Origin of the sequence: Billgrantia gudaonensis (assembly GCF_900100195.1) — a bacterium.
GTDB lineage: Bacteria > Pseudomonadota > Gammaproteobacteria > Pseudomonadales > Halomonadaceae > Halomonas > Halomonas gudaonensis.
On the sequence record NZ_FNES01000016.1, the window covers coordinates 22,482 to 35,661 of the forward strand.

11 protein-coding genes are annotated in these 13,180 nt (G+C 66.7%); 2 read left to right on the forward strand and 9 right to left on the reverse strand.

Annotated elements, in window-relative coordinates; all coding sequences use genetic code 11:
- Positions 1-38: 38 nt before the first annotated feature.
- A complete protein-coding gene (locus tag BLP96_RS16290) occupies positions 39-890 on the forward strand; it encodes a LysR substrate-binding domain-containing protein (protein WP_089688281.1) in 852 nt (283 codons plus the stop codon).
- Here BLP96_RS16290 and msrB read toward each other — a convergent pair.
- The 5 genes from msrB to yrfG form a co-directional block, all read right to left on the reverse strand.
- Positions 883-1,386 carry a peptide-methionine (R)-S-oxide reductase MsrB gene (gene msrB, locus BLP96_RS16295; protein WP_089688283.1) on the reverse strand — a complete coding sequence of 168 codons (504 nt, stop codon included), beginning with the start codon at positions 1,384-1,386 and terminating at the stop codon, positions 883-885. The two genes, BLP96_RS16290 and msrB, sit on opposite strands and share 8 nt — an antisense overlap.
- Positions 1,387-1,509: 123 nt before the next feature.
- Positions 1,510-3,066, reverse strand: coding sequence for a phosphoenolpyruvate carboxykinase (locus BLP96_RS16300; protein ID WP_089688285.1), 1,557 nt, complete (start codon positions 3,064-3,066; stop codon positions 1,510-1,512).
- 419 nt (positions 3,067-3,485) lie between these two features.
- The gene (gene hslO / locus BLP96_RS16305) at positions 3,486-4,361 is read right to left on the reverse strand and encodes an Hsp33 family molecular chaperone HslO (protein ID WP_089688287.1); all 876 of its coding nucleotides are present in this window, start codon (positions 4,359-4,361) and stop codon (positions 3,486-3,488) included.
- 20 nt (positions 4,362-4,381) lie between these two features.
- Positions 4,382-4,774 carry a ribosome-associated heat shock protein Hsp15 gene (gene hslR, locus BLP96_RS16310; protein WP_089688289.1) on the reverse strand — a complete coding sequence of 131 codons (393 nt, stop codon included), beginning with the start codon at positions 4,772-4,774 and terminating at the stop codon, positions 4,382-4,384.
- Positions 4,771-5,463, reverse strand: a complete 693-nt coding sequence (yrfG, locus tag BLP96_RS16315) for a GMP/IMP nucleotidase (protein ID WP_089688291.1) — start codon at positions 5,461-5,463, stop codon at positions 4,771-4,773. The genes hslR and yrfG overlap by 4 nt, the downstream gene beginning before the upstream one ends.
- A 78-nt stretch (positions 5,464-5,541) precedes the next feature.
- On the opposite strand from yrfG, the gene nudE reads away from it, so the two are divergent.
- The gene (gene nudE / locus BLP96_RS16320) at positions 5,542-6,129 is read left to right on the forward strand and encodes an ADP compounds hydrolase NudE (protein ID WP_089688293.1); all 588 of its coding nucleotides are present in this window, start codon (positions 5,542-5,544) and stop codon (positions 6,127-6,129) included.
- A gap of 1 nt (position 6,130) precedes the next feature.
- Here nudE and BLP96_RS16325 read toward each other — a convergent pair whose 3' ends face one another.
- The 4 genes from BLP96_RS16325 to BLP96_RS16340 form a co-directional block, all read right to left on the reverse strand.
- Positions 6,131-7,222, reverse strand: coding sequence for an oxidoreductase (locus tag BLP96_RS16325; RefSeq protein WP_089688295.1), 1,092 nt, complete (start codon positions 7,220-7,222; stop codon positions 6,131-6,133).
- Between the two features lie 25 nt (positions 7,223-7,247).
- The gene (gene ilvD, locus BLP96_RS16330; protein ID WP_089688297.1) at positions 7,248-9,092 is read right to left on the reverse strand and encodes a dihydroxy-acid dehydratase; all 1,845 of its coding nucleotides are present in this window, start codon (positions 9,090-9,092) and stop codon (positions 7,248-7,250) included.
- A 302-nt stretch (positions 9,093-9,394) separates the two neighbouring features.
- A complete protein-coding gene (gene lon, locus BLP96_RS16335; protein ID WP_089688299.1) occupies positions 9,395-11,833 on the reverse strand; it encodes an endopeptidase La in 2,439 nt (812 codons plus the stop codon).
- A 79-nt stretch (positions 11,834-11,912) separates the two neighbouring features.
- Positions 11,913-13,151 carry a DUF945 family protein gene (locus BLP96_RS16340; RefSeq protein WP_089688302.1) on the reverse strand — a complete coding sequence of 413 codons (1,239 nt, stop codon included), beginning with the start codon at positions 13,149-13,151 and terminating at the stop codon, positions 11,913-11,915.
- Between the last annotated feature and the right edge of the window lie 29 nt (positions 13,152-13,180).

Below are 13,180 nucleotides of genomic sequence, written 5' to 3' on the forward strand. Positions count from 1 at the left end.
CTAATGCCATGCATCAGCAGAAATGATGGAAACCAATCATGCTCCACACCATCGATCATGAGCTGCTACGCACCTTCGTCGCCATCGTCGACCATGGCGGCTTCACCCGCGCGGCCCAGGCGGTCAACCGCACCCAGTCGGCGGTCAGCATGCAGATCAAGCGGCTCGAGGAGGACGTGATCCAGCGCCCGTTGTTCGAACGCCAGGGACGCCAGATGCACCTGACCAGCGAGGGCACCACGCTGCTCGGCTATGCCCGCCGCATCCTCGACCTGCAGGGCGAGGCGCTCAACAAGCTGCGCAAGCCGGAGATGATCGGTCGGGTGCGGATCGGCGTGCCCGATGACTTCGTCATGCGCTTTCTGCCGGGCATCCTCAAGTCCTTTTCCCAGAGCTGGCCGCTGGTCGACGTCGAGGTGCAGTGCGCCCCTTCATCGGAGCTGCTCGGACGTCAGCAGGGCAGTCTCGACCTGAGCATCGTGACCTGCGAGGTAGGCCAGGAGATCGGCACCATCCTGCGTCGCGAGGAGACCGTGTGGGTGGTGGCGGAGAGCCATGCCGTACATCGCCAGTCGCCATTGCCGCTGGCGCTGTTCGAGGAGCCCTGCTTCTGCCGGCGCCACGCCTGCAACGCCCTGACCCGCGCCGGACGCCAGTATCGCATCGCCTACTCGAGCCCCAGCCTCGCCACCCTGCAGGCCGTGGTTGGCGCCGGGCTTGCCGTTTCCGCACTGATGAAGAGCCTGGTCACCCCGGGCATGCGCATAGTCGGCGAGGCCGACGATTTTCCCTCGCTGCCAGAGGGCTCCATCGTGCTGCTGCGCTCGCCCGAGGCCAACTCACCCGCCGTGGATGGCCTGGCGCGGCATATCGTGGAGGGATTCAGGTAGCCGCCGGCACGAAGGTCAGCGCCAACCCGTTGTTGCACCAGCGCAGCCCGGTGGGGTCGGGGCCGTCGTCGAAGACGTGGCCCTGGTGGCCGCCGCAGCGCGCGCAGTGATACTCGGTGCGAGGCAGCAGCATGCTGAAATCGAGCTGGCTGAGCAGATGCCCTTCCACGTGCTCGAAGAAACTCGGCCAGCCGGTGCCGGAGTCGTACTTCATGGCACTGGTGAACAGCAGCAGGTCGCACCCGGCGCAGCGATATTCGCCCTCGCGCGTCTCCGCATCCAGTGGGCTGGAGAACGGCTCTTCGGTGCCGTGATCGCGCAGTATCCAGAACTCATCGCGGGTGAGTCGCTCGCGCCACTCGGCTTCGGAGAGCTCGAGCGGCTCGATGTCCTCGGCGCGCTCCAGGTTCAGGCGGACGAAGCCCAGGCTCACGCCGGGAATCAGCGTGGCCGCACCGGTCACGCCGATCAGCCCCAGGAAATGGCGACGTTGCATGATCTGCCTCCTGCGGGGTGACGGCCACCCCGGATGGCATGGATTCCAACGCAGACGGGGAAGGGCCTGCGCCCTTCCCCGTTATGACCGCGATCGTCCGCGGCGGTTCGGCCCCAAGAAGCTTCAGACGAGACTCGGCCCCGCCTTGACGATGGCCTCGCTGACGCCGTCGAACTTCTTGAAGTTGTCGACGAACTTGGCGGCCAGGTCGTCCCGCTTGCGATCGTAGGCGGCCTTGTCCTCCCAGGTCTCGCGCGGGTCGAGCAAGCGCGTATCGACGCCCGGTACCGCGGTGGGCACGTCGAGATTGAGCCCAGCGATGCGCTGGGTCTCGACCTCGCGCAGCACGCCGGACTGGATGGCGCTGATGATGGCACGCGTGGTGGGAATGGAGAAGCGCGAACCGCCCTCGCCGTAGGCACCGCCGGTCCAGCCGGTGTTGACCAGGTAGACCTGAGCGTCCTTCTCGGCCACGCGCTTGATCAGCAGATCGGCATACTCGCGGGCCGGACGCGGAAAGAAAGGCGCGCCGAAGCAGGTGGAAAAGGTGGCTTCGAGGCCGCTGGAAGAGCCCATCTCGGTGGACCCCACCTTGGCGGTGTAACCGGAAAGGAAGTGATACGCCGCCGCTTCCTTGGACAGCACCGACACCGGCGGCAGCACTCCGCTCATGTCGCAAGTGAGGAAGATGATGGCGTTGGGCTCGCCGGCGCGGTTCTCGGGAACGCGCTTGTCGACGTGCTCCAGCGGATAGGCCGCCCGCGAGTTCTGGGTCAGACTGTCGTCGGCGAAGTCGGGCTCGCGACGATCGTCGAGAACCACGTTCTCCAGCACGGTGCCGAACTTGATGGCGTTCCAGATCACCGGCTCGTTCTTTTCGGAGAGGTCGATGCACTTGGCATAGCAACCGCCTTCGATGTTGAACACGGTGCCGGGGCCCCAGCCGTGCTCGTCGTCACCGATCAAATAGCGTGCCGGGTCGGCGGAAAGCGTGGTCTTGCCGGTGCCGGAAAGACCGAAGAACAGCGTGGTCTCGCCGTCTTCGCCGACGTTGGCGCTGCAGTGCATGGGCAGCACGTCGGAAGACGGCAGCAGGAAATTCTGCACCGAGAACATGGCCTTCTTCATCTCGCCGGCGTAGCGCATGCCGGCGATCAGCACCTTGCGCTGGGCGAAGTTGATGATCACGGTGCCGTTGGAGTTGGTGCCGTCGCGAGCCGGATCGCATTCGAAGAATGGCGCGTTGAGGATCGCCCACTCACTCTTGGTGGCAGGATTGTAGGCGGTGGGCCGCACGAACATGGTACGCCCGAACAGGTTGTGCCAGGCGGTCTCGGTAGTCACCCGAACCGGCAGATAGTGCTGCGGGTCGCTGCCCACGTGAAGCTCGGACACGAAATGCTCGTCGCTGCTCAGGTAGTCTTCCACGCGCCCCCACAGGGCATCGAACTTGTCGGCATCGAAGGGGCGGTTGACGCTGCCCCAGTCGATCTGGGCGCTGGTGGAGGGCTCATCGACGATATAGCGATCCTTGGGCGAGCGACCGGTGCGCTCGCCGGTGTTCACCACCAGGGCGCCATTGGCGGCCAGGCGGCCTTCGCCGCGCAACACCGCTCGTTCGATGAGTTCGGCGCTGCTGAGGTTGGCGTGGGCTTGGGGGGCGACTCGAGGTTTGGTCATGTCGGTTCCTGGGCCTTGCGGCCGGTTCTCTCGTGGGCCTGGCGCTGAGCACGCCATTTGCTAAGGGGTTTCCGATCGCTCCCGAGGGGGTCACCGTACTTGTCGCTGTTATATGAGCAGGGCAATCGGCCGAAAAGCGGGCGCCATTATGGCAAAAAGCGAGGCCATGGGGAACGCTGCCGTTGGCCGAAGTTCTTGTAGTTTTACTACTACATCGGGACCACTTCGCGGCAGATTGTCGCACGAGCCATGCTGCTGTGCAGCGTTGCTGCGGGTTGCGGGTTGCGGGTTGCGGGTTGCGGGTTGCGGGTTGCGGGTTGCGGGTTGCGGGTTGCGGGTTGCGGGTTGCGGGTTGCGGGTTGCGGGCCATAGCCTAACTCGCCCCTCGAAACCCGAAACCCGTATCTCGAAGCGGCCCTTCAGTGCAACGTCGGCGGCGTGGCGTCGTCGCCCTGCAGCAGCGCTTCGACCTCGGCGACGCCGAAGCGGTAGCAGGTGTGGCAGAAGTGACACTGGGTCTCGACGACCCCCTGTTCGGCGAGGATGTCGCGAACCTCCTCGGCACCCAGCGTCAGCAGCGCCTGGGCGATCCGCTCGCGCGAGCAGGTGCAACCGAAATGCAGCGCCTTGGGTTCGAACACGCGCACCGTCTCTTCGTGATAAAGGCGATGCAGCAGCTCGTGCTGGGGCAGGCCCAGCAGCTCATCCTCGCTCAGCGTCTCTGCCAGATGAACGGTTCGCGCCCAGGCATCGTCATCCTGATTGAGCGACTCGTCCGGCAGGCGCTGCAGCAGTAGCCCGCCGGCGCTCACCCCGTCGGCAGCCAGCCACAGCCGGGTGGGCAGCTGTTCGGACTGGGCGAAATAGGCTTCCAGACAACCCGCCAGGCTGTCGTGGTCGAGCGCCACGATGCCCTGATAGCGATTGCCTTCGCGCGGGTCCAGGGTGATCACGATCTGGCCGTCGCCCACCAGATCGCGAAAAGCCGCGTCGCCTGCCGGCAGCTCGGTCTCCTCGCTCAGGCGGGCGATGGCGCGCATCTCACCGCCGGGATTGGACTCGGCCATCAGCAGCGAGAGTGCGCCCTGGCCGCGCACTTCGAGGCTCAGAATGCCATCGAGCTTGACGGTATCGGTGAGCAGGGCTGCCGCCGCCAGCAGCTCGCCGAGCAGCCGGTTGACGGCAGCGGGGTAGGCATGACGCTCGAGCACGTCGGCGTAGGCGCGTTCGAGGGTGACGATCTCGCCACGCACGTTGGTGCGCTCGAACAGGAAGCGTTGGATCTGGTCGGTCATGGTCTCTCGAATCTCTCGGGCTAGTCGTCTTCGCCCTGGCGGCGTTGGAAACGCTTGATCTCGCGTCGCTGCTTCTTGTCGGGGCGTTTGAGCGGATGCTGCATGGCCTGGTTGGTGAGGCGCCGCGCCTCGGCTTCGCGAGCGCGCCGCTCGACGCTTTCCGGCGTCTCGCGGTAGAGTTCGCGCGCCTCGGGGGCACCGCGGCGCTGGTCGGAGAGCGCCAGCACTTCCACTTCCCAGACGTCCCAGCCCTGGGGCACCCGGATCAGGGCTCCCACCTCGACGGTCTTGCTGGTCTTGGCGCGCCCGCCGTCGTAATGCACCTTGCCCCCTTCGATGGCCTTCTTGGCCAGCTGGCGCGTCTTGAAGAAGCGCGCCGCCCACAGCCACTTGTCGAGCCGCACGCCGCTCACGCTTCCCCCTCGGCATCGCGGCGCGCCTCGCGCGGCAGTTCCCGGGGCAGAATGGTGGCGAAGCGATCCAGGGCGATGAACTCCTCGAGCTCCTTCTCCGGACGCGTGCTGTCGGGCTGCTTGATGCCGAGCAGATGGCGGATGCCGAACTCCCGGGCGCTTTCCAACACGCTAACGTTGTCGTCGATGAACAGCGTGCGCGCCGGATCGAAGGGCTCGACCTCCTGCAGGGCGAACCAGAACGCCTGGGCCTCCTTGGGCACGCCCAGATCCGCCGAGGAGACGATGGCGTCCAGATAGGCTTCCAGCCCGGTCAACGGCAGCTTGAGCGCCAGGCTCTCGCGGTCGGCATTGGTGGCCAGAACCACTCGCGGATGGGCGCTCTTGAGCCATTTGAGGAAATCCAGGGCATCGCTGCGCAGGCCGATCAGATGCTGCACCTCACGCTTGAGCGTCAGCACGTCGACGCCCAGCTCACGGCTCCAGTAGGCCAGGCTGTACCAGTTCAGCGTGCCCTTCTCGCGGATGATGCGCGCACGCACACGCTCCTGGGTGGCGTCGTCCAGGCGGTGCAGCTCCACGTAGCGACGCGGCAGGTGCTCGAGCCAGAAATGGCTGTCGAAGTGCAGGTCCAGCAGGGTGCCGTCCATGTCCAGCAGGACGGTATCGATGGCGCGCCAGTCGATCATCGCGGCTCCAGGTGGCGTGCGGTCAGGGGCAAGCGTGGTAGTGTATCAGCCAGACTTCATGACAGAAACGGAGTTCCCATGTCAGAGACCCCCTGGCCCCGCAAGCCACAGGTGCTGTCGTGCCAATCGGTGGCGAAGAGCCGGCTGTTTCACGTCGAGTCGCTCGAGCTGCGCTTCGCCAACGGCGCCGAGCGCACCTTCGAACGCCTGACCGGCAGCGACCAGGGTGCGGTGATGATCGTCGCCATGCCCGACCCCGACCACGTGCTGCTGATCCGCGAGTACGCCGCCGGTTTCGAAGACTACGTGCTGACCCTGCCCAAGGGGCTGGTCGACCCCGGCGAAGACGTGATCAGCGCGGCCAATCGCGAGCTGATGGAAGAGTGCGGCTTCGGGGCGGAGCACATCGAGCCGCTGGTGGAACTATCCTTGGCACCCAACTACATGCGCCACCGCATGCAGGTGCTGCTGGCCACCGACCTCTACCCCAGGCGCCTGCCCGGCGACGAACCCGAGCCGCTGATCGTCGAGACCCACGCGCTGGAGGAACTTCCGGCGCTGCTGTTGCGCGAGGACTTCCACGAGGCGCGTGCCATCGCCGCACTGTACATCGCCCGCGACGCCCTGCGTCAGCGCCAGTCGAACGAATCGCCGCTGAGCTGGTAGCTCAACGCCCCAGGCCGTTCAGATGGCGCGGCCCGCCCTCTTCGCGCAGGCGAATCCAGCGCCCCTGGCGGTAGCTGTCGAGTCCGGCTTCGATCAGCGTCATCACCGCCAGGGCCTGATCGACGCTCACCGGCGGCGCAGCCTCACCGGCCAGGGCGTCGACGATGCCGGCGTAGAACGCGGGGTAGTCGCCGGGTACCGCGGGGTGCGCCTGACGCACCAGCGACACCTCGCCTTCCTCTCCCTGGTCGAGCAGCAACTCGCCGGGCTGCGGGTCTTCCCCCCAGGCCGGGGCGGGCAAGCGCCCTTCCCGCAGCCAGCGCTCCTGAGGGTCGGCTCCGTACTTGACGAAGCTGCCCCGCGTGCCGTGCACCGCCAGTCGCGGCGTGGTCTCGGCCACCAGCGAGCTCGCCTGAAGCGTCACGCGCATGTCTTCGTAGTCGAGCAGCGCCAGGAATTCATCGTCGACCTCGGCCTTGTCCCGGGCAGCCGCCAGCTCCAGGAAAATGGCCTTGGGCATGCCGAACAAGACATGCGCCTGGTCGAGCAGGTGCGCACCCAGGTCGTACCAGATACCGCTGCCCGGCTTGTGGTGATCGCGCCAGCGGTCCACCACCTGGGGGCGGAAACGGTCGAAGCGCAGCTCCAGCGATACCGGCCGGCCCAGGGTTTGCGCCTCGAGCAGTTTCTGGAGCGTCAGGAAATCGCTGTCCCAGCGCCGATTGTGGAAGACGCTGAGCATCCGCTCGGCCTTCTCCGCCTGGGCCTTGAGCAACCGCGCCTCCGAAACCGACACCGTCAGCGGCTTGTCGATCACCAGATGCTTGCCCGCCGCCAGGGCGGCCTTGCCCAGCGGGAAGTGGGTTTCGTTGGGGGTGGCGATCACCACCAGGTCGATATCGCGCCGCGCGAACAGCGCGGCTGCCTTGGGCACCGCCTCGACGCCGGGCAGCGCCTCCTGGACGGCATCCGCACGACTGCTGGCGACCGCCAGCAGCTCGAGCCCAGGCGTGGCCTGGATCAGTGGAGCGTGAAAGTGGCGGCCGGCGACACCGAAACCGACGAGGCCGACGCCATAGGTCTGCTGCTTCATGTAACTGCTTCCTTGCCAGCGTGTCTCAGTCGAGCTTGGTGAGGTCGCGCACCGCACCCTTGTCGGCGGAGGTGGCCAGCAAGGCATAGGCCTTGAGTGCCGCCGAAACCTTGCGATCACGCTGGATGACTGGCTTCCAGGCGTCGCTCCCCTTCGCCTCCATCGACTCGCGCCGTGCGGCCAGCTCGTCGTCGGAGAGCGTGACGTCGATGCGGCGATTGGGGATGTCGATACGGATGACGTCGCCGCTCTCGACCAGGCCGATGGCGCCGCCCGCCGCCGCTTCCGGCGAAACGTGGCCGATGGAGAGACCGGAGGTGCCGCCGGAGAAGCGCCCGTCGGTGAGCAGTGCGCACGCCTTGCCCAGCCCCTTGGACTTGAGGTACGAGGTCGGGTAGAGCATCTCCTGCATGCCGGGGCCGCCCTTGGGCCCTTCGTAGCGGATGACGACCACCTCGCCTTCCTTCACCAAGCCACCGAGGATGTGCTCCACGGCCTGATCCTGGGACTCGACCACGTGAGCCGGGCCCTCGAACACGAGGATGGAGTCGTCGACGCCGGCGGTCTTCACCACGCAGCCGTCGCGCGCGATGTTGCCGTAGAGTACGGCCAGGCCCCCTTCCCGGGAGAAGGCGTGCTCCAGGTCTCGCACGCAGCCGGTGGCGCGGTCGCCGTCGAGGCTCGGCCAGCGGGCGCTCTGCGAGAAGGCCGTCTGGGTGGGAACGCCGCCGGGGCCGGCCTTGAAGAACTCCACCACCTCGGGGCTCGGCGAGCGCATGATGTCCCATTCTTCCAGCGCCGCCTTCAGGGTGTCGCCGTAAACGGTGGGCACCCGGGTATCCAGCACGCCGGCACGGTCCAGCTCGCCGAGGATCGCCATGATGCCGCCGGCGCGGTGCACGTCCTCGATGTGGTACTGCTGGGTGTTGGGCGCGACCTTGCACAGCTGCGGCACCTCCCGCGACAGGCGGTCGATGTCGGCCATGGTGAAATCGATCTCCGCCTCCTGGGCGGCGGCCAGCAGGTGCAGGATGGTGTTGGTGGACCCGCCCATGGCGATGTCGAGCGTCATGGCATTCTTGAACGCCGCCTGGGAGCCGATGGCACGGGGCAGCAGGTGCGCTTCGTCGCCTTCGTAGACGCGCTTGGCCAGCTCGACGATGCGATGGCCGGCGCTCTCGAACAGCCGGCGGCGGTCGGCATGGGTGGCGAGCATGGTGCCATTGCCCGGCAGCGCCAGGCCCAGCGCCTCGGTGAGGCAGTTCATGGAATTGGCGGTGAACATGCCCGAGCAGCTGCCGCAGGTGGGGCAGGCGCTGCGCTCCACCTCGGCCAGGGTGGCGTCGTCGACGCTGTCGTCGGCGGCCATCACCATGGCGTCCACCAGGTCGAGGCCGTGGTCGAGCAGCTTGGTCTTGCCCGCCTCCATGGGGCCGCCGGAGACGAAGATGGTCGGCACGTTGAGGCGCATGGCCGCCATCAGCATCCCCGGGGTGATCTTGTCGCAGTTGGAGATGCACACCAGGGCGTCGGCACAGTGGGCGTTGACCATGTACTCGACGCTGTCGGCGATGATGTCGCGGCTGGGTAGCGAATAGAGCATGCCGTCGTGGCCCATGGCGATGCCGTCGTCCACCGCGATGGTGTTGAACTCCTTGGCCACCCCGCCGGCCTTCTCGATCTCGCGGGCCACCAGTTGCCCCATGTCCTTCAGGTGTACGTGGCCGGGCACGAACTGGGTGAAGGAGTTGGCCACGGCGACGATCGGCTTGTGAAAGTCGTCGTCCTTCATGCCGGTGGCGCGCCACAGGGCGCGGGCGCCGGCCATGTTGCGGCCGGCGGTGGTGGTGCGGGAACGATACTCGGGCATGGTGTCCTCTCGTGCTCAGTCACGCCGTCTCGGGCCATTCATGAATGACCTAACGGTCTAGTGTCCAGTCGGACCACCGATTCTGTCACGAGCGGCCCAGCCTTGCCACAAGGACGGGCTGCGGGCTGCGGGCTGCGGGCTGCGGGCTGCGGGCTGCGGGCTGCGGGCTGCGGGCTGCGGGCTGCGGGCTGCGGGCTGCGGGCGATAGCCTAACTCGCCCCCCGAACCCCACAACCCGAAACCCTTATCTCGTGTCTCGCGCTCGTGGCCCGTGTCCCGAGGCTCGCTGCTCGCCGCCGAACTTAGCCGAACACCACCTTGGCCACGTCCCGATAACGCTTGGCGAAGTGCACCGTCATGCCCTCCTTGAGGTAGTCGGGCAGCTCATCGTAGTCGCGGCGATTGGCGTCGGGCAAAATCACCTCGAAGATCTCGCTGCGCCGGGCGGCGATGACCTTCTCGCGGATGCCGCCCACCGGCAACACCTGGCCGGTCAGGGTCAGCTCGCCGGTCATCGCCAGCGACCGATCGATGGCCTGGTGACGAGCCAGCGACAGCAGTGCCGTGGTCATGGTGACCCCGGCCGAGGGGCCGTCCTTGGGTGTGGCGCCCTCCGGCACGTGCAAGTGCACGAAGGCGGAATCGAAGAAATCGGCATCGGCCCCGTAATCGGTCAGGTGCCCCAGCACGTAGCTGTAGGCGATGTTGGCGGACTCCTTCATGACGTCGCCGAGCTGGCCGGTGAGCTTGAAACCGCGGTCCAGGCCGTGGACCTTGCCCGCTTCCACGGGCAGGGTGGCCCCGCCCATGGCCGTCCAGGCCAGCCCCGTGACCACGCCCTCGCCCTCGAGCACCCGCTCCTTGCGGAACAGCGGCGCACCGAGAAAGGTCTCCAGGTTGTTCACCGAGACCCGTACCGATTGCTGGTCGTGCTCCAGCAGCTTGACCGCCGCCTTGCGCACGATGCGGTGCAGCTGTTTCTCGAGCTGACGCACCCCGGCCTCGCGGGCATAGCCTTCGATCACCTGTCGCAGAGCGGCATCGGTGAGGTTGATGCGCTTCTTCGGCATGTTGTCGCGCTTGAGCAGCTTGGGCCACAGGTGGTGCTTGGCGATGGCCATCTTCTCTTCGGCGATGTAGCCGGAGAGGCGGATCTGCTCCATGCGATCGAGCAATGGGCCGGGGATCGAGTCCAGGGTGTTGGCGGTGCACACGAAGAGCACCTTGGAGAGATCCAGGCGCACGTCCAGGTAGTGGTCGAGGAAGTCGACGTTCTGCTCCGGGTCGAGCACCTCGAGCAACGCCGAGGCCGGGTCGCCCTGGAACGACTGGCCGAGCTTGTCGACCTCGTCGAGCATGATCACCGGGTTCTCGACCTCGACCTCCTTGAGCGCCTGGACGAGCTTGCCGGGCATGGCACCGATGTAGGTGCGCCGATGCCCCTTGATCTCCGCCTCGTCGCGCATGCCGCCCACCGAGAAGCGATAGAACTCGCGGCCCAGGGCCTCGGCGATGGAACGGCCCACCGAGGTCTTGCCCACCCCGGGCGGACCGACGAGCAGCAGGATGGAGCCGCCCACGTCGCCCTTGAAGGTGCCTTCGGCAAGAAACTCGATGATGCGCTCCTTGACGTCCTTGAGGCCGTCATGATCGCGGTCGAGCACCGTTCTTGCCTGAGCCAGATCGAGCTTGTCTTCGCTGCGCACGCCCCACGGCATGCTCGTCAGCCAGTCGAGGTAGTTGCGCGTGGTGCCGTACTCGGGCGATCCGGTTTCCAGCACCGCGAGCTTGTCGAGCTCCTCCTCGATGCGCGTCAACACCTTGGGCGGTACCGTGAGCCCCTCGAGGCGGTCGCGGAAAGTGTCGACGTCGTTTTCGCGGTCGTCCTTGGAGATGCCCAGCTCGCGCTGGATCACCTTGAGCTGTTCGCGCAGGAAGAACTCGCGCTGGCGCTCCTGCATCTGGGCGTTGACCTGCTCGCTGATCTCCGTCTGCAGGTGGGCGACGTCGATCTCCTTGCGCAGCAGCGGCAGCACGCGCTCCATGCGCGCCTGCACCGGCAGGGTGTCGAGCACGGCCTGCAGCTCGTATCCCTTGGCCGAGGTGATGGCGGCGGCGAAGTCGGTGAGCGGACCCGGCTCGTGGGGGCTGAAGCGGTTGAGATAGTGCTTGAGCTCCTCGCCATACAACGGATTGATCGGCAGCAGCTCCTTGATGCCGTTGATGATCGCCATGGCGTAGGCGCGCGTTTCGTCATCCTCGGCGTCCACCGGCTCGCGGGGATAGGTCACCTCGACGAGATAGGGCGGCTCCTTGGAGAGCCAACGCTGGATGCGGAAGCGGCGCAGGCCCTGGGCAATGAACTGCAGCTGCTGGTCTTCTCCGTGCAGCTTGTGCATCTTGACGGCGGTACCGATCTGCGGAAAGGCGCCGTGGCCGAGCTCTTCCGGCTCGATGTCGCCCACGAAGGCCACGCCGAGAATGTGATGTGGCGTGTTGCCGACCCGCCGCACGGTCTCTTCCCAGCGCTCCCGGTTGATCACCAGCGGCTGCACCTGGGCGGGAAAGAAGGGGCGGTTGTGGATGGGCAGCAGGTAGATGCGCTCCGGCAAGGTCTCGCTGGCCGGCACTACCGCCTGGCCGGCGGACTCTTCCCGTTCGCCATCGGAACGCGCCAGCGTCTCGTCGTTCACCTCACGTGCCTGTTGCCATTCCTGGTCGTCCCGATCGTGCTCGCTCATGGAATCCTCGTCCTGAAGCCGATTAGCTATTGCCCTGTGGAATGCGGGCAGAGAGCGCCGACTTCAAGTCGTGAAGCGACTAACGACGCAAGGGTGGCAGCGGCCGCCCGTTCACTCTCACCTGGCCGCGGGCGACGTCGATCTGCAGCGTGCGGGTATCCAGTGGCAGTCCGAGCCATAGCGCCACCACGGTGGGCAGCTCGTGCCACACGAAATCGCCGTCGAGGCGACGGCGCCACCGCGCCCGAGTCGCGGGATCGTCCAGCCCCACCAGGCTCAGCTCGTCGAGGTCGCTGCCATCGAAGAACAGCGCCCCGTCCACCTGGGCGGAAAGCTTCATCATCGGGCTGTCGAGATCGAGTTCGAGCAGGTCGAGGCGCGGCGAATCCTGAAGGCTGGCCAGCAGCAGCGGTTCCAGTTCGACAAGCAGGGCCTGGCCGTCGAGGGCCTGGTCACCGCTGGCGGCCAGGCTGCGCAGACGCTGCATGGTCCGGCGCAGAGAATCGCCGTGCAGGCGTGACAGCTCGGCATCCACGGCACCAGTGAGCAATACCTGATCGGCGGTCAACACCTCGCCCAGGTCGAGGTCGATACGCAGGCGCAGCTCGCGGTCGTCCAGAATCATGCGGTTGACCAGAACCAGATCGTGCGCATCCAGATCGAGGCCGGGCTGGTGCCAGGTGAGCGAGGCGATCTCCAGGCGGTCCTGCTGGGTGAAGGCCTCGGCACCCTCGGTGTAGGCATACTGGCTGTCGAGCACCATGGGCCCCGAGGCCAGCCACGTATCGCCATCGGAGAGCCGCCACTCGTCCAGCCGCCCCTGCAGCCGCCAATCGCCATAGACGCCGCTGAAATGGAACTGGCCGCCGCCGAAGTTCAGCTCGCGATCCTCCTGGGTGATACGAAACGGTTCCAGCCGAATCCCACCTTCCAGTATGCCGCTGAGCGTGCGGTAGCTGGCCTGCCAGCGCGGCGCGGCGGCCGGCAGGGAATCGCCGAACAGCCGCGTGCCGTCGGTGCCGTAGCGGATGACGGCCTTGCCCGAGACCTCGGTGCTGAGCACGCCATGGTGCGCCTCATAGCCGAGCTCGAGCTGCCAGGCATCCCCCAGCAGCGGCGCGAGGCGAATGCGGCCGGAGGAAGACCACCAGCCCCGCTCCACGTCGTGGCGCTCCACCGACAACTCGCCGCGGGCGGCAAGGTCGTCCAGGGTACGCGCCATTCCGCGCTCGAAGAGCAGGCTGGAAATGCCCTGCCCCGCCAGCCAGGCCAGCAACAGCACGACCAGCACGGGCACGATGAGACGTTCCTTGCGCATGGGGCCTCCTTGTCGCCTCACCCGGCAAT